This is a genomic window from Anaerocolumna chitinilytica (genome assembly GCF_014218355.1).
GTDB classification, from domain to species: domain Bacteria; phylum Bacillota; class Clostridia; order Lachnospirales; family Lachnospiraceae; genus Anaerocolumna; species Anaerocolumna chitinilytica.
Map to the genome: position 1 here is coordinate 1,267,842 of NZ_AP023368.1, position 15,628 is coordinate 1,283,469.

20 protein-coding genes are annotated in these 15,628 nt (G+C 34.8%); 19 read left to right on the forward strand and 1 reads right to left on the reverse strand.

Annotation, left to right across the window (positions count from 1 at the left end; translation table 11 throughout):
• The first annotated feature begins 4 nt into the window (after positions 1–4).
• The 18 genes from bsdcttw_RS05490 (at position 5) to bsdcttw_RS25465 (ending at position 12,498) form a co-directional block, all read left to right on the forward strand.
• Positions 5–520 carry a VanZ family protein gene (locus bsdcttw_RS05490; RefSeq protein ID WP_185259722.1) on the forward strand — a complete coding sequence of 172 codons (516 nt, stop codon included), beginning with the start codon at positions 5–7 and terminating at the stop codon, positions 518–520.
• A 333-nt stretch (positions 521–853) separates the two neighbouring features.
• The gene (locus tag bsdcttw_RS05495) at positions 854–1,393 is read left to right on the forward strand and encodes an AAA family ATPase (RefSeq protein ID WP_185258385.1); all 540 of its coding nucleotides are present in this window, start codon (positions 854–856) and stop codon (positions 1,391–1,393) included.
• 124 nt (positions 1,394–1,517) lie between these two features.
• Positions 1,518–2,396, forward strand: coding sequence for an aminoglycoside phosphotransferase family protein (locus tag bsdcttw_RS05500; protein WP_185258386.1), 879 nt, complete (start codon positions 1,518–1,520; stop codon positions 2,394–2,396).
• A gap of 135 nt (positions 2,397–2,531) precedes the next feature.
• Positions 2,532–2,837, forward strand: coding sequence for a hypothetical protein (locus tag bsdcttw_RS05505; protein ID WP_185258387.1), 306 nt, complete (start codon positions 2,532–2,534; stop codon positions 2,835–2,837).
• Positions 2,838–3,100: 263 nt separating this feature from the next.
• The gene (locus bsdcttw_RS05510) at positions 3,101–3,667 is read left to right on the forward strand and encodes a GNAT family N-acetyltransferase (RefSeq protein ID WP_185258388.1); all 567 of its coding nucleotides are present in this window, start codon (positions 3,101–3,103) and stop codon (positions 3,665–3,667) included.
• Between the two features lie 139 nt (positions 3,668–3,806).
• Entirely contained in the window at positions 3,807–4,625 is an 819-nt protein-coding gene (locus bsdcttw_RS05515; RefSeq protein ID WP_185258389.1) for a GNAT family N-acetyltransferase, read from the forward strand.
• Positions 4,626–4,714: 89 nt separating this feature from the next.
• Positions 4,715–5,044, forward strand: coding sequence for a DHCW motif cupin fold protein (locus bsdcttw_RS05520; RefSeq protein WP_185258390.1), 330 nt, complete (start codon positions 4,715–4,717; stop codon positions 5,042–5,044).
• 311 nt (positions 5,045–5,355) lie between these two features.
• On the forward strand, positions 5,356–6,126 hold the full coding sequence (locus bsdcttw_RS05525; RefSeq protein ID WP_185258391.1) for a sugar phosphate isomerase/epimerase family protein: 771 nt from the start codon (positions 5,356–5,358) through the stop codon (positions 6,124–6,126).
• A 374-nt stretch (positions 6,127–6,500) separates the two neighbouring features.
• On the forward strand, positions 6,501–7,001 hold the full coding sequence (locus bsdcttw_RS05530) for a cupin domain-containing protein (RefSeq protein WP_185258392.1): 501 nt from the start codon (positions 6,501–6,503) through the stop codon (positions 6,999–7,001).
• 86 nt (positions 7,002–7,087) lie between these two features.
• A complete protein-coding gene (locus bsdcttw_RS05535; protein WP_185259723.1) occupies positions 7,088–7,510 on the forward strand; it encodes a GNAT family N-acetyltransferase in 423 nt (140 codons plus the stop codon).
• A gap of 34 nt (positions 7,511–7,544) precedes the next feature.
• Entirely contained in the window at positions 7,545–7,868 is a 324-nt protein-coding gene (locus bsdcttw_RS05540; protein WP_185258393.1) for a hypothetical protein, read from the forward strand.
• 144 nt (positions 7,869–8,012) lie between these two features.
• Positions 8,013–9,014: an oxidoreductase gene (locus bsdcttw_RS05545; RefSeq protein ID WP_185258394.1), complete on the forward strand. Its 1,002-nt coding sequence runs from the start codon at positions 8,013–8,015 to the stop codon at positions 9,012–9,014.
• A 108-nt stretch (positions 9,015–9,122) separates the two neighbouring features.
• Positions 9,123–9,704, forward strand: a complete 582-nt coding sequence (locus bsdcttw_RS05550) for a Crp/Fnr family transcriptional regulator (protein WP_185258395.1) — start codon at positions 9,123–9,125, stop codon at positions 9,702–9,704.
• A 471-nt stretch (positions 9,705–10,175) separates the two neighbouring features.
• On the forward strand, positions 10,176–10,559 hold the full coding sequence (locus tag bsdcttw_RS05555; protein WP_185258396.1) for a YxeA family protein: 384 nt from the start codon (positions 10,176–10,178) through the stop codon (positions 10,557–10,559).
• Between the two features lie 95 nt (positions 10,560–10,654).
• Positions 10,655–11,161, forward strand: coding sequence for a GNAT family N-acetyltransferase (locus tag bsdcttw_RS05560; protein ID WP_185258397.1), 507 nt, complete (start codon positions 10,655–10,657; stop codon positions 11,159–11,161).
• Between the two features lie 83 nt (positions 11,162–11,244).
• Positions 11,245–11,772 carry a histidine phosphatase family protein gene (locus tag bsdcttw_RS05565; protein WP_185258398.1) on the forward strand — a complete coding sequence of 176 codons (528 nt, stop codon included), beginning with the start codon at positions 11,245–11,247 and terminating at the stop codon, positions 11,770–11,772.
• 106 nt (positions 11,773–11,878) lie between these two features.
• Positions 11,879–12,256, forward strand: coding sequence for a DUF5412 domain-containing protein (locus tag bsdcttw_RS05570; protein ID WP_185258399.1), 378 nt, complete (start codon positions 11,879–11,881; stop codon positions 12,254–12,256).
• 59 nt (positions 12,257–12,315) lie between these two features.
• Positions 12,316–12,498 carry a DUF6199 family natural product biosynthesis protein gene (locus tag bsdcttw_RS25465; protein ID WP_408626502.1) on the forward strand — a complete coding sequence of 61 codons (183 nt, stop codon included), beginning with the start codon at positions 12,316–12,318 and terminating at the stop codon, positions 12,496–12,498.
• Positions 12,499–12,541: 43 nt separating this feature from the next.
• On the opposite strand, the gene bsdcttw_RS05575 is transcribed toward bsdcttw_RS25465, so the two are convergent.
• Complete coding sequence (locus bsdcttw_RS05575) at positions 12,542–14,296, reverse strand: S8 family peptidase (protein WP_185258400.1); 1,755 nt, start codon at positions 14,294–14,296, stop codon at positions 12,542–12,544.
• A gap of 312 nt (positions 14,297–14,608) precedes the next feature.
• On the opposite strand from bsdcttw_RS05575, the gene bsdcttw_RS05580 reads away from it, so the two are divergent.
• Positions 14,609–15,628 (forward strand): ROK family transcriptional regulator, encoded by a 1,020-nt coding sequence (locus bsdcttw_RS05580; RefSeq protein WP_185258401.1) that lies wholly within the window; start codon positions 14,609–14,611, stop codon positions 15,626–15,628.

A 15,628-nucleotide genomic window follows, 5' to 3' on the forward strand; every position in this document is an offset into this window, starting at 1 on the left:
AGAAATGAAACATGAAATAAATAAAACTGATAAGTTAACAAATATATTATTTATCATATATTTAATTGCTGTGTTTGAAATTATTTTATTTAAATTAGAACTGCCGTTTAGTAATATAGGTAATCTTAGAAGTATAAATTTAATCCCATTTAATGAATCATTAATACTAAACGGAAAAATTGATTTTTCTGAAATTATTATGAATATGGTAATTTTTATGCCTCTAGGTATTTACGTAGAGATAATATTTTCGAAATGGTCCACTACGAAAAAGTTTTCAATATTTTTTATTATAAGTTTGGTATGTGAAATATTACAATATATATTTGCTTTAGGAGCTTCTGATATTACAGATATCATCAATAATACGTTGGGAGGAATTATAGGCTTTTTGATATTCAAGGTAATCGTCAGAATATTTAATAATAGGGATAAAGCCCATAAATTTGTTAATGTATTTGCAGCAATCGGAACTGCGTTAATGATATTACTACTGGCAATCATTTTAATTACGAATTAGAAAACGTTTGGTTTTCACGGTGTTTATCTTATGAATTGCAAGTATTGCTTTTAAATTCAAATGCAGAGGTACAATCGTTACAAAGAACGAAGTGAAACTAATTTTTTAAGAGAGGAAATATTTATGTCTGATAAAACATTTTCTCAAATTGGACTTGATCGCTCATTACCCCATATTGGTGTGATAATGGAATGAAATCAATTCATATCAATCAACTTTTAATCAGGAATAAATTTGCTGGCTTCGCTGTCTTTAGAAAATCAAGGAACTACCTATTATGTTTATGAAGCAAATAAAAGAGTATTAGAATGATTTGAATTTGGAGAAAACGTTATGGCAAACAAAATTATTCATATATATGGAGCATCTGGTTCTGGAACATCGACATTAGGAAAATATATAAGAGATATGTTGGGATATTTTTTTATGGATACAGATGATTATTTTTGGCAACCAACAAATCCGCCTTATACTAAAAAAAGAAATATTGCTGAAAGATTAGCAATGATAAAAAGCGATTTTGGAAAAGCTGATAATGTAGTTATATCCGGTTCACTTGTTGATTGGGGAGATGAACTTATACCTCTATTTACACTTGCTATCCGGTTGAAAACGGATACTAATATTCGTATGGAGCGATTAAAAAGAAGAGAAAGAGAACATTTTGGTTCGAGAATTGATTTTGGTGGAGATATGTATCAAGACCATATAGATTTTTTAGAATATGCGAATGTTTATGACAATGGAGACTTAGGGATGAGAAGTAAAGCAAAACATGACGAATGGGAGAAATTGCTCCGGTGTAAAAACATTACATTAGATGGAAATGACAGTTTGGAATACAATTTAGAAATAGTAAAAAGATTTATATAAATACCAATTTTCAAGAGCTGAACTTCCCTTAATTTTTTAGACAAATAGATCAGTGTTAAAGAATTGCGATACATAATCGGTTGTAAATGTAAAATTAATACAAAAAAGAAATGAGAGAATAATCATGGAGAAAAAGGAGAAAGAAGAGAACCACTCCTATTATAACAAAATAAAATCAGAACTTAATATATATGCCCGAAAATGGGCATTAAGTCAACTGGAAGTAATCGATGATGGTCGCGAAAGTTGTGTCCTGAAAGCAATTTCGAAGCAATATGGAAATGTAATACTAAAAAAACGCGAGACAGTAAAAGTCATTGAAGATGAATTCAACACCTTATTAGAATATAACGGAAGACATTTTTGCAAGGTCTATGAGGCGAAACTGGAAAATGGCATTTTTCTGGAGGAACAGATACAACCGGGTACGGAATTGATTAAAGAGACTTCTCTTGATCAGCGTCTGGCAGTATTTTGTTCTATTTACAAAAACCTTCATATCGAGCCCACTAACCAGTACCAATATTCCACGTATTATGACTGGGTGGATAAGATCTCTAGATACATGGAGACGAGAGAAGATCATAAAGTATTATGTATGCATATGAAGAAGGCAGAGAAGATTTGTAATGAACTTATGACCCTTTATCCGCGTAAAATGCTTCTGCATGGCGATTTACACCACCATAATATTTTACAAAATAATCATAACGGGTATACATTAATTGATCCGAAGGGAGTCATCGGAGACCCGATTTTTGATCTTCCTCGTTTCTTATTAAATGAGATGGAAGAAAAAATCAATCAGGACTTATTTGAAAAAATCAATTATGCAATCACAGTAATTGGAGATAAGCTGGAAATTCCAACTGAGATCATAAAGAAAACATTTTATATAGAAATGGCTATGGCAGAGTGCTGGATGGTAGAGGACGGAGAGAAAGCCTGTTTGGATCGTGTCATTTTTGCAGAGAAGATCAGTAATACAGAGATAACTGAGTAAGTAGGGAAAAAGTTATAATACAGAAGAAGATGAATCTGTAGAGATAACGTTGGGATGATAGCTTATGAAAGAACAATTGTTGGTGAAATCATAGAGCTGCCTAAATTTTAGATGAACAGGCGAGGAGAAATAGCTATGAAGAGAAAGGTAGTAACATTATGTGGATCAGTAAGGTTTTGGAACAAAATACAGGAGATGTCTGAAAGATTAGAATTAGAAAATGGATATGTTGTAATAGGAATTATACCCCATGTTATGGATAGAGATTTAACAGAATATGAAAAAAATACATTAGGTGAATTACATAAAATAAAAATCGATTTGTCAGATGCAATTTTTGTTATAAATGTTGATGGTTATATTGGAGAAAGTGTAAAAAAAGAAATAGAATATGCTAAACAAAAAGGAAAAGAAATAATTTATTTAGAAAGTTCTGATTAAGCTTATGCCAATCAAGCAACGATGTTGTATATTGTATATTTTGAAAATAAAGACGATTTACGAAGGGCATTTGGGCTTTTTTACAAAGAGGGAAATCCATGCTCAGGAGTGAAACCTGAGGGGACATCATTTGCGCTTTCATTGATATATTCGGGTGGTATTGGCACTTCCAGGCTCCGAAAGATTGGAATGCTTCATTTGTTCACAAATAGGGATAGATAGAAAGAAACAGAACTTAAAATAAAAGTAAGGTGAAAATTACTATGGATATAGCATACAGAGAACTTAACGAACAGGATATACATAATGATTTATTAAAAGATTTTAATAGATACCAAGAAGTTACAAATGATTGGTGTCGGATGCAAAATGGAGAATATGCACTAGTACTGCAACCTCATATAGAAGATTGGAATGAGAAAGCAAAAGAAAGAAAAGTAAGTTGTTTAAGTAATCTTCTTCAAAACGGTGGTAGAATATTCTGTGCTTTTGATAGTGATAAACTTATTGGATTTTCCGCAATAAATGGTACATTGCTGGGATCGAATAATCAGTATATAGAGTTAGTCGAATTTCATGTATCAAACGAATATCGAGGTAAGGGCATAGGGAGAAAATTATTCGATTTATGTGTAGAAGCTGCCTCATCTTATATATGTGAGAAAATATATATAGTAGCTAGTTCGTCAGAAGAAAGCCAAAAAATATACCGTAAATTAGGATGTGTGTATACAACGGAACTTATACCATCATTATACGAACAAAGTCCAGCTGACATACATTTAGAGTTCCTATTAACTAAAAAAGAAAATACGAAGAGTTACGAGTAATAAAATGCTTGTTAGTAAATAGAAACTACACACATACTAGCGAACAATCTTCCTATTATATCTATAATAGATAAGTTAGAAAAATATACAAACTAGAAAAAGAATGCAAATATACTAAAATTTGTGGAGAGTATGTAGGATGAATGACGACAGTGATAATGTGATAGATGGGAAAAATCCTAGTATGTATGGTATTTTAACTGGCATATGCAAAGGTGAAACATGGTCTTATAGGGATGAACCGCTGGCCTTGGATATAATGTACTCTTATTGTGTCGGTGGCTGTGGAGTTGTTGGTAGAATTCCTAATGAAAAAAGGAAACAAGCAAGAATATTCTTTGAATCAGTGTTTTCTTCATTAAAGAAAAAGAATATTTTTGAATTTGAATTTTCCACAGAGGATGTTGAATTACGTAAAGCAATGTTGGATATTTTTTCAGATAAGAAACTACATTCAGAAGAAGAATATTCATATAGGAAATTAGATAAATGTAATTATAATGTCACTTTGCAGTCGTATACAATCTTAGAAGTAGATAGAAGTTTTTTAGAAAAGAGAGAGAAATATGAAAATGAGGATATGCTCTTTGAACGTTTAAATAATTCATGGTACTGTCAGGAGGATTTCTTAGAATATAGTAAATGTTTTGTTGCAATACAAGAGAAAAAAATCGTTGGTATTATTTTTGGTTCTGCAAGATTCTCAAATATCATTGATGTTGATATTGAAGTTCTGGAAGAGCATAGAAAAAAAGGGTTGCTACTGCACTTACGGCTTATTTTGTTAATGCGTGTATTCGTATCGGTTGCATTGTACAATGGGATTGCGTTGAATCCAATGTCAAGTCACAGGCTGTTGCAGAGAAATGTGGATTTCAATTGTTTAAGAAAAGACCATTTTATTGGTTTAATTTATAAACTGGTAAAATGCAATGTTATAATTTGCGGAGGCACATAAGCGAATAGTATATGAGACTGTTCGGATATTATGTATGTTGTGGTGTTGTAAAACATGAATAAAATATAGAATGAAAGGGAGAAAATCAAATGGAAATTCGAGAGGTACCATTTTGTACAGTTGACTGGGATACAATAAAACCAACCAGGCATGCAGGAATTACAGGGGATGCCTATTGGCGCACTTTTGAAATGGGAAATATAAGGGTTCGTATGGTAGAATATGCACCTGGATATTTGGCAGATCATTGGTGTAAGCGCGGACATGTACTTCTAGTCCTGGAGGGTGAATTAGAAACGGAACTTGATGATGGAAGGAAATTCACATTAATGCCAGGGATGAGTTATCAAGTTGCCGAAGATAGCAATCCGCACCGTTCATACACAGAAAAAGGTGCTAAGTTGTTTATTGTAGATTGAAATATGTTATTTACATATTATGCTTCCGTTAGTACTTCCCATTATGTTTATGAAGTAAAGCCTGGTGCGTATACAAATTTGAATTTATCAAGCAGTTTTGACTGAGGATTTTTTATTTTTGTAGGAGGGAAGTCATGAAAAATTATACTCAAGTTTTACGTGAAAAATAGTTTTTAAACGCAGAAATGTATTGCGAATCCTTTGGTGCAGAGATTTTTAATGCTCACTCAGAAAGTTACATGGAGCAAATGTTGTATTTATATGAAGGTTATAAAGATTAAACAAATCATAATTTATGGAGAAATTTAGTGATGGTGGGAATATATGATTGGTTGGGATATGATGTATCTATCAGAGATAGATATAAACTCATAAAAGAGGCCGGGTTTGATTGTGTTATGCTATGGTGGAGTGAGGGGTTCGGAAGAGGAACTGGTTATCGAGAGGGCGTGCATTATGCAAGAAATGTAGGACTGTTTATAGAGAATATACATACACCAGTCCAGTATCAAAATAATTTTTCATTGGATAATTTGGATGGAGAAAGTGTATTTCAATGTTATTTACAATGCATTAATGATTGTTCAGAATATGATATACCTTCAATGGTCATACATTTACCAGATGATAAATATCCAATAAATAAATTGGGGATGGAAAGAGTTGAAAGAATAACAAATCGGGCAGAAGAAAATAATGTGAATATTGCATTTGAAAATCTAAGGAATATCCATAATGTATCTCATATTTTAGATACTAGCGATTCTAAAAAAATAGGGTTTTGCTACGACAGCTGCCATCATGCAAATTATGCTAATGAAGATGACTTGCTAGGGAAATACGGAAACCGTTTAATGGCAATTCATTTACATGATAATGGTGGTGAGAGAAATCAGCATCAATTACCTTTTGATGGGAATATAGAATGGACAATGGTCATGCAAAAAATTGTATCTATTGGTTATAAAGGTGCGACTGCTCTAGAACCTATGAATTGGGGATATGAAAAATTATCAATTCAAGAATTTCTTAGTAATGCATATAGAATGGCGAAAAAATTGGATGACCTGAGATCTATATAAATCCAATTTACATTGGATTTTGAGTTTCCAAGGGGATAGCTACCGATACAATTACATTAGGTGACGGCACTAACAACCATAAATATGGTGTTTATCTTTTAAATTGTCAGTATTGTTTATATGATATGAATCAAGATGGATTTCCAGAATTTATATTAAAGACAGGTGACTGTGAGGCTGCTTATTAGTACACAGTCTATACGGTCGTTAATGGTAATCTAATTAATTGTGGGGAACTTAATGGTAGCCATTCCAGTTTTTATAACCACAGTATTATAAGTAAACTGATTAGATATACATTTCAGAATATAGTTTACATTTATAACTTATGGTGGGGTTTTATCTTGAGAGTTTTTATTTAAGGAGGTTTTAACATGCAAGATATGGTAATTAAGAATGTAAAGACAGCACAATACCGGAATGTTAATTTGAATCAGGTTTATGATCCGAATGGAAAGCACAAACAATCTTTTGAATTTCAAAGAAGCGACGTTGTTTCACCATATAGAAGCGGAGAAGGGAATCTCAATATCAATTTTTATGCATTACAACCCGGAAAAAGTAATTATCCATATCATCAGCATTTTGGAAGAGAAGAAGTTTTTTATATAATATCTGGAACTGCAACATTAAAAACACCAAAAGGTGATATTGAAGTATGTGAGGGTGATGTAATTACAATACCACCAAATGAAAATGGTGCACATATGTTGACCAATAATTCAAATGAACCGACTTATTATCTTGATATTGATACAATAGCCTCACCAGATGTAATTTTATATCCCGATTCAGGTAACGTACGTATTATGACAGGAGACATGCAGAAATCATTTAAAATTGAATCTGAAGTAAATTACCTGGATGGTGAATAAAAACAGCTTTCTCAATACTCAATATAGAAAATATACATATCGACTATTATCTGCAGAGGAGATAAAAAGTGGTTATTAAAAAGGTTATGGGTGTCAAAAAAGAATATATGGATTTGCTTTTACTGGCTGACGAACAGGAAAACATGATAGATAAATACCTTGAGAATGGTGATATGTTTGTTTTGGAGGATGATGGTATAAAAGCAGAGTGTGTGGTAACCAAAGAAGCCGATGGTATTTATGAGCTTAAAAACATTGCTGTTTTACCAGAGTATCAACGAAGAGGTTATGGGAAAAGCCTGATAGAATATCTGTTTGTCCATTATTCTGACTGCAATGTTATGTTTGGCGGTACTGGCGACTGTCATTCAATCCTTTCTTTTTATAATATCTGCGGTTTTACAGAATCGCATAGAATAAAAAATTTTTTTATAGATAATTATGACCACCCAATGTTTGAGGAAGGAAAACAACTGGTTGATATGGTTTATCTGAAAAGAGTACGATAACTTCGAATTATTTTTATTGTTGGAGGATATGAAAGTGAGAAAATCAGTATATTTTATACCTACAATTATCTTTTCAGTTTTTTATGGCTTAGTAGTGATCGGTGGCGGTATTAGCATTATTTCATCTGTTGCAGCTGTTTGGTTAATTCTTTTTTTAATAAGTGGTATTCTTTTAAGTAAAAATATTTTTTGGGGTAGTTTGTTAGGTGTATTACCTGCAATTCATATGATTTATATGGGAACACAGGATACAGGACAAATTATCAATGAAATACCAATTGGGATTATAGTTTTCGTTTTTTATATTATTTGTGGTGGGTTAATATTCTTTAAGAGTAAGAAAAGGTGTAATATATAATAGTGAGATACGTTCTTGTTATTATACATGCTCTTATCATATGTTAATACTTAAAACCACCAAAGTGCTACAATTACTATGCGAGGTGGTATTTAGAAAAGTAAATCCATTTTTCTCGACATCAGATTGGAAGGATTAAAATATATGAAAAATACAATTCAGGCACCTATAAACTCAAGATTTAACTTTTTTTCAACAGCAGCAGATGTTATCGGTAATTTAGATTTAAGGGGGAAAACCGCAATCGTCACCGGAGGTTATTCAGGGATTGGCCTTGAAACAGCCAGGGTATTAGCACAAGCAGGTGCTTCAGTCATAGTCCCGGCAAGAACGGTTGAAAAAGCGGAAGAGGCATTAGCTGGAATCCCTAATATAGAATTAGAAGCCTTAGATCTTATGAAGTACTCTTCTATTAATGATTTCGCAAATAGATTCCTTTCTTCCGGAAGGCAGCTAGACATCTTAATTAACAGTGCCGGTATTATGGCTCCGCCCCTGATGAGAGATGAGAGAGGCTATGAATCCCAATTTGCAACAAATCACTTAGGGCATTTTCAATTAACAGCAAAACTTTGGCCGGCACTCAAAAAATCTGGTAATGCCAGGGTTGTTGCTGTTTCTTCACGGGCTCAGAGACTTGGCGGTGTCAACTTTGATGATCTGAACTTTGAACATACAGAATATGATAAATGGAAAGCATATGCACAGTCTAAAACAGCGAATATCCTTTTTGCCCTCGAACTTGACAGGCTTGGTAAAGCGTATGGCGTGAGAGCTTTCGCAGTTCACCCCGGATTAATTCCAACTACTAACCTTGGCAGATTTTCTGAGAACGGAAAAGCTACCAAACAAGAAATAAAAGTGGAATCGAATAAAACTTCTCAGGAAAAAAAGACCTCTGTGAATGAGCTTGCTAATGAATTTAAAACCATTGAACAAGGTGCAGCAACTTCCGTATGGTGTGCAACTAGTGATGAACTAAAAGGAATGGGTGGTGTTTATTGTGAAGATTGCAACATTGCAGAAGAAGTCCCGGAAGACAGTCTAAAAGCCAATGGTGTACGTCCGTGGGCTATTAATCCAGATTATGCGAAGAGACTCTGGCAGCTGAGTGAAGAACTTACCGGTGTAATGTTTGATATTTAAGCAGATATATCAAAGCTATAATTTTTAGAATGAATGATGTATGAAAATGAAAGAACAATTTCATTTTTATTTTAAATATACGCTAATGTGTAGCATATGGAGGTTAATATGGACGTATCAATTCAGGCTAGGATTCAGGAAAACATAATTAAATACACGAAATATATAGATATTGATACTCTAGGCAGTATTGTCGACGTTAATCACCCAATAACGATTCCTAAGGGTAAACTTATTGTTGCAGAAGAGGAAGCTTTCTTTTTGCTTTCTGGTATTTTTCGTGGGTTCTATCTTGACAAAGAAGGCAATGATATAACTCATCACTTCATTTTTGAGAATCAGAGCTATGCATCGAACTTCTTGACAACAGACAAGCCACAAGTATGCAGCTATGAGGCTCTGGAAGACTGCGTAGTTTTATCCATTAATACAAGGAAATTAAGGGAAAGCATGCAAATAAATAACCAGCTTTTATGGTTGTATGTCCAAAAGCTGGAAGAAGCTATGAAACATAAGATTATTCGTGAAACGAGTCTTGTCAATAAAAACGCCACTGAACGCTATATTGACTTCAAACAAATGTATCCCGGTATAGAGAAACGAGTAAACCAAATACACATTGCTTCGTATCTCGGCATTACTCCGGTCTCTCTTAGCAGGATTCGCCGCGTAATTCGTGAAGAAAATTAGGTGCAACTGGTGATATTAAATAAGAGAAGTATGTATTTCACTATAATAATTGAGATTTCCGGACTACAAATATAACCCACCGTAGATTACATAATGTTAATGATAGCAATCCAGTATTGGTTTATGGTATAATTTAACAAAACAGACTTGAGGTATGTCTAATGAAATTATATACGTGTAAATATTGTGATGCTGAGGTTAAGTTCAGGGATGTTAGATGTCCTTGGTGTGGCAGAAAAATTCTGATTAAAGGGAAGCGTTTCACCAGTGTTGGGTGGGCAATATATCTCTTGTTATTTACATTAGGAGCAGCATTAATATTATTTAGAGTATAAATTTTAAGCACTTAATCAATTGCTAGGCAAAAAATTATTAATTAAGTTCATTTATATAGTAAAGCCTTTAATAGCATATTTGAATTGAATGTATGACTTACATACTGACACCAAAAATGTTGATGGAGGATTATCGGTGAAAAAGAAAATTGGAGTTATTGCTGTACTTTCATTAATAATAGTATTTGGTTTGCTATTAATAAGTACCGGGGGAAAAGTTACAAGTGTTATGATAACTGATTACTCGGTAGCCGAAGGTGGAGATGTAATTAAACTTAAGGTTGGTTTAGCAAGTAGTATGGGATATATTAGAACGCTTAAAACGACGGAAGACGGAAATAAAAAACTTATTACTTTTTATTCAACATACGGCTTAAATAGTGTTATCGGTGCTAAAAATGAATTTCAGGTTAAATTAGATCCATTCTGTGAAGAAATATATTTTTACAGCGGAAATGATGAATACAAGTTGAAATTGCAAAAAATAAGCGGAACAAATGAATGGGAAAGAGTAAAATAGCAATATTAAATTAAACAATATGAATTTGTATGGGGTTGGTAACTCATTAATGTTTGCTATCGCGAAGTAAGATTATTTGTTCTTGGAGGCATAGTATGTTGAAAACAAAACGGCTTGACTTGGTTGGATTTGATGTTAAATATGCAAAGGATTTCTTTGAACTATGGAGCGATTTTGAAGTAATAAAATACACATTTACACCTTTATTGACCACCATTGATGAATGTATTAACTTAATTGAACAACAGATAATAAGAACGAACAAAGACTTCATGGACCGATTTGTTATTCTGCTAAATAATAAAGCTATTGGTATGATTGGTTGTATTTGTATGGATAAAGAAAATTTGGTTTACGGGCTTTATTATCAGATTTCTCGTGTTCACTGGGGGTGCGGTTATGCAAGTGAAGCAGCCAGTGTAATAGTACAATATGTTTTAAAGGAATACCCAAATGCCATTTTTAAAGCAGAAGCAGTATCTGAAAACCCAGCAAGTGCAGCTGTATTGAAAAAAATTGGATTAAAACAAACATATATAGAAAGAAATGGGTTTAAAAGAAACAATTTTGAACTTGATTTAATACATTATTCTAATGTTTAGCTCTGTAAAATGAGCATAATCTTTAATTCATATTCTCTTATGAAAGCGAAATAAATCTAAACGAACAATTCCGGGAGGTTATTATGAAATTAATAATGGTAAGACATGGAGAACCTAATTACCGACCATGCGAAGAGCGAAATTTTATTGGACAAGGCATGGAGCTTGCTCCGCTATCTGTTATGGGTATAGAACAAGCTAAGAATGTTGCTAAGAGTAGATTTTTCGATAATGCTGAGATTATATTGGCCTCTCCATATCCAAGAGCACTACAAACCGCGTCCTATATCGCTATTGAAACAAAACTTGATGTAATTGTTGAGATGGATTTGCGTGAGTGGCAACCGGATTTGACCTTCCAATATAAATCACATAAAGAAGCTAGTAATGCATATAAAGATTATCGCTTAAATAATGGATTATATCCTGCAAATGAAAAGAAAAATTGGGAAACAGCACAACAGGTGCTCAATAGGGCAACCGAATGCTTAAAAAGTTATAGCTCTAGGTATAGCAAGTTTATTGTTGTTGCACATGGCGAGTTAATTCGATGTTTAGCAGGTGGAGACGCTGTTGACTATTGCGGTGTAGTTGAATTTGATTTTAATTAACCTACTAATAAACATACGTAACAGTTATAACCATATATAAAAACCCCAAAATTGGTCTTAAGTAAATTATTGGAGCCGACTGTTCGCTAAGATCATATATTTTTAAATGGAGTGGATTAACCTGAAAAAACCTGTAAGAGTTGGATTTATTTTATTAATCATTTGTGTAATAGCATTATATGGTATATACTGGGCATTCTATGATATGAACAGACTACCCAAGGGAGAATTAATATCAGAGGTAGTTTCGCCAAATGGTGAATACACATTGAAAGCTTATTTGGTCAATGGTGGCACTACAGTTGCATATTGTATACGCGGTGAATTGAAATATAATATAGGGAATAAAAAACCTAAAACTATATACTGGAATTATAGAGAAACAGAAGCTAAAGTAGAATGGAAGGATAAAGATACAGTTGTTATAAATGGACATTCCTTGATGGTTAAAAAAGATGTATATGATTGGAGAAGAGAAAATTAAAGATGCTTTTTGAGTGGAGAATTGCTAAACAAGGGAAATGATTGTAAGGGGGTCATACTATGTGGATTTTATTGTTGATATTGGGCGTTATTTTTACTGTTTTTCCAAAAGTATCATGGTATATCTCGAATTTTTGGAAATTTCAAGATAGCGCCCAACCTAGTAGTACATCCCTAATAATATATAGAATTGGAGGAATTGTTTGGATAATAATCGGAATAGTTTTATATATTAAAAAATAAAGTATTTAATTTTGCAACAGCCCCTGTTTCTCTGTGTAAAACATCACTGTGTCAACATAAAAGAATTCCGCAAGCACAAAGCACCATAACCAAAAGTCGGATTAGGGTACGTAGGCTCAAAGCTTAACTGCCTTGCCCCGGCTATTAAGTAAGCACGCATTTTCTCTCCGTACATATACGGGTCGTGATTTTCCACAATACCCCATTGCATCATAAGAGCACAACTTCCTGTAACAAAAGGAGTTGCCATACTGGTTCCGGAAAGGACTCTATAGCCGCCACCGGGAGCACAGGAATTAATACCTACACCGGGAGCTACCAGATCAGGTTTAATTGGAAAGCCGTTTCTTGGAAATCCCCGTCCGGAAAAGAAAGCCAGACTATCGTTGGAGCCGTCGTAAGCACCTACCGAAATTACCCTCTCGGCGGTGGAAGGTATGGTAAGAGTAGTTACCTCAGTCGGGCGCAGAAAAGCAGTCTGTGGATTTAGCACACCGCCGGAGGGAAGCCACATATCATAATTTCCCACAACAATACTTCTTGGAACCAGCTCAATCGACCAGATACCGGTTTCTACATAATCGTTTACAGGAATGAATTCCAGGTAGATTTCCTGCTGGGCATTGTAGGGAAGCGGTTCTCCATAGAATAAGTATATCTCTGTTGGGCCAATTCGAAACTGCTGGGTGCCAAGTCTCTCGGGAATAGGGCCAACTCTCGTACCTCCGGGAGATATAAGGGTAATATCAAACTTGTCATAGAAATTCTTCCATATCTGAAGGTTAAAGGTGAATTCATATTCACCTACACCAAGCTCTACGATTTCTCGGGCTGCTCCAGGAGCCATAGACAGGATTCCGCTGGTATGTTTGCTGGTAGTGCCTTCATTTCCGGTACCGACACAGATATTAATCCTTCCTCTGTTTGCAATTTCGCTCATGTAATTTTCCAGAAGTGAATTTCCGGTATGAGAGCCGTAGTTGGTACCGAAGCTGATGTTAATTGCCATAGGCTTATTAAGCTCCAGAGAACGTTTCACACAAAAGTCAATTCCTTGCATTAGTTGGGTGGTACGGGGAAAGGAATTACTGATGGAGGAACCAAGCTTTACAATCAGCAGATCACTTTGGGATGCAACACCCCGATACACCCCGTTGCTTGCCCTGCCGTTACCGGCAGCGATTCCGGTCACATGTGTTCCATGACCGGACAAATCAACGCTGGGAACGATAGCAAGCTGCTCTGCCTGGGTAGGAGCTTTCAGGGCTTCATTAATCTGTTCTCTGGAATAGAGAGTACCTATGGCATAACCGGCTGGCGGAGTTCCTTCTATTGTCTGGTCCCAGAGTTCGATAATTCTAGTGGTTCCATCAGGGTTTCGAAAGTCAGGATGGGAGTAATCAATTCCTGAGTCAATAACAGCAACGATTACTCCGTTCCCAAAGAGATTATATTGGGCAGTCTGTAAGGGATTGATACAGGAGACGCTTCTTCCCTGGTTTACGGAATAAAATATACGCTTTGGTTTTTCAATAAATTCGATTTCCTGATAACCGGTAAGTTTGGGGATGAGATCCTGACGGAGAGTGATAATCGCATACTCATTCTGGAGAGGAACTACGGTAGCACCTAAATCACTGGCAACCCGGGAGAGATCACCGCTGTATTTTACAATTAGCTCCCATATTTTAACCTCCGGTATAAAACCGACATTTAAGTCAAGGGTTTTGGCCCTTACATCTTCCGGAACATCTAGAGCCAGATTCAATTGATTGTCTGCTTTTCCGCTATTAGGCATAGCATGAACCTGCTTTCTTTTATTAGTTCCAATATATGCAGGGTATTATTTTTAAGGTACTTATTCGAGAGGATATAGTGTATTGGGATTTCATAATGAATTTAGACATTAAGATCTATTACTTTTTTACTGAATTATCACAAAGGTAGTTTTTTGATGTGTATGGTAAATACTATTTGAGGTAAATTTTTTGGATTGACATTTGCTGCAATAAATATTATACTAAAGACACTTATTAAATATCTTTTAAAAAGTACTTTAAATATAAAATTTACCTTTAATTATAACTAGTGATTTCAAGGAGGTGAGATAATGTTAAGCGGCAATACCCTTCTTATTAAAGAAGTGAATAAAAATCTAGTCAGGGAGAGCTTAAAATTGCTCCGTCAGGCAACAAAGCAGGAGCTTGCGGCTAAGACCGGGCTTAGTGTCGTAACAGTCAATTCGCTGCTGGCAGATATGATAAAAGAAGGCGAAGTATTTGAAGGAGAGATGGTTCCATCCAATGGAGGACGTCCTTCTCTCAGTTACCATTATAATGTTAACTTTAGTCATGGGATTGTAGTATTCGGCCATCAGAAAGAGAATAAGAACTGCATTCACCTGGCGGTTGTTGATTTGTCGGGAGAGATTGTTTATCGTGAAGAGACATTTATAGAAGATATTCATATCGACAGTTTTGAAGAGATGATAGACCGAGGTATTAAAAAAGTAGAATCTGTTTCAATCATCGGTTTTGGACTGCCGGGAGAAGAAGAGGAAGGAATTGTTACGATAAATGATTATAGCAGATTAATCGGTGAAGAGTTCATGTCCCATTACAAGGAGAGATATAAGGTCCCTGTTATCTTTGTAAATGATGTAAATGCAGCTGTGAACGGTTATTTTCATTACAAAGGGGCTGGCGGTATTCGAAATGTTGCCGGCATTTATTTTCCAAGACTCTATAATCCGGGAGCGGGACTAGTGCTTAGCGGAGAAGTCTATACCGGTTATAAAAGCTTTGCCGGTGAGATAGGAACAATGCCCTTAGGAATTGACTGGCCTAAACTTAATTACAGCAGCAGAGAAGAGACAGCAGAGAATATCGGCAAATTAGTCGCTTCCTTTGCATGCGTTATTGCGCCGGAGCAGTTTGTTCTGTATGGTGATTTCTTTCAAGAAGGCGATGCTATAAGAATAAAAGAGTATGTCAGGATTCTTTTAAATGGAAAATTTGATGCCTATGTGGTGGTATCCGAGCAGTTTGAAGAAGACTTTGAACAGGGAATGATACGCTTTATCTTAGAGCAGACGGGCAATAAATATATCTTATCAAGAAAGGGTTTATAA

Bases quoted from the DNA above. Each gene is read 5' to 3' on its own strand.
- bsdcttw_RS05500 (WP_185258386.1), top strand. From the start codon at position 1,518: ATGGAGAAAAAGGAGAAAGAAGAGAACCACTCCTATTATAACAAAATA.
- bsdcttw_RS25465 (WP_408626502.1), top strand. From the start codon at position 12,316: ATGTGGATTTTATTGTTGATATTGGGCGTTATTTTTACTGTTTTTCCA.
- bsdcttw_RS05510 (WP_185258388.1), top strand. From the start codon at position 3,101: ATGGATATAGCATACAGAGAACTTAACGAACAGGATATACATAATGAT.
- bsdcttw_RS05525 (WP_185258391.1), top strand. From the start codon at position 5,356: ATGGTGGGAATATATGATTGGTTGGGATATGATGTATCTATCAGAGAT.
- bsdcttw_RS05535 (WP_185259723.1), top strand. From the start codon at position 7,088: ATGGGTGTCAAAAAAGAATATATGGATTTGCTTTTACTGGCTGACGAA.
- bsdcttw_RS05580 (WP_185258401.1), top strand. From the start codon at position 14,609: ATGTTAAGCGGCAATACCCTTCTTATTAAAGAAGTGAATAAAAATCTA.
- bsdcttw_RS05565 (WP_185258398.1), top strand. From the start codon at position 11,245: ATGAAATTAATAATGGTAAGACATGGAGAACCTAATTACCGACCATGC.
- bsdcttw_RS05550 (WP_185258395.1), top strand. From the start codon at position 9,123: ATGGACGTATCAATTCAGGCTAGGATTCAGGAAAACATAATTAAATAC.
- bsdcttw_RS05505 (WP_185258387.1), top strand. From the start codon at position 2,532: ATGAAGAGAAAGGTAGTAACATTATGTGGATCAGTAAGGTTTTGGAAC.
- bsdcttw_RS05545 (WP_185258394.1), top strand. From the start codon at position 8,013: ATGAAAAATACAATTCAGGCACCTATAAACTCAAGATTTAACTTTTTT.
- bsdcttw_RS05530 (WP_185258392.1), top strand. From the start codon at position 6,501: ATGCAAGATATGGTAATTAAGAATGTAAAGACAGCACAATACCGGAAT.
- bsdcttw_RS05520 (WP_185258390.1), top strand. From the start codon at position 4,715: ATGGAAATTCGAGAGGTACCATTTTGTACAGTTGACTGGGATACAATA.
- bsdcttw_RS05490 (WP_185259722.1), top strand. From the start codon at position 5: ATGAAACATGAAATAAATAAAACTGATAAGTTAACAAATATATTATTT.
- bsdcttw_RS05495 (WP_185258385.1), top strand. From the start codon at position 854: ATGGCAAACAAAATTATTCATATATATGGAGCATCTGGTTCTGGAACA.
- bsdcttw_RS05570 (WP_185258399.1), top strand. From the start codon at position 11,879: ATGGAGTGGATTAACCTGAAAAAACCTGTAAGAGTTGGATTTATTTTA.
- bsdcttw_RS05560 (WP_185258397.1), top strand. From the start codon at position 10,655: ATGTTGAAAACAAAACGGCTTGACTTGGTTGGATTTGATGTTAAATAT.
- bsdcttw_RS05575 (WP_185258400.1), bottom strand. From the start codon at position 14,296: ATGCCTAATAGCGGAAAAGCAGACAATCAATTGAATCTGGCTCTAGAT.
- bsdcttw_RS05515 (WP_185258389.1), top strand. From the start codon at position 3,807: ATGAATGACGACAGTGATAATGTGATAGATGGGAAAAATCCTAGTATG.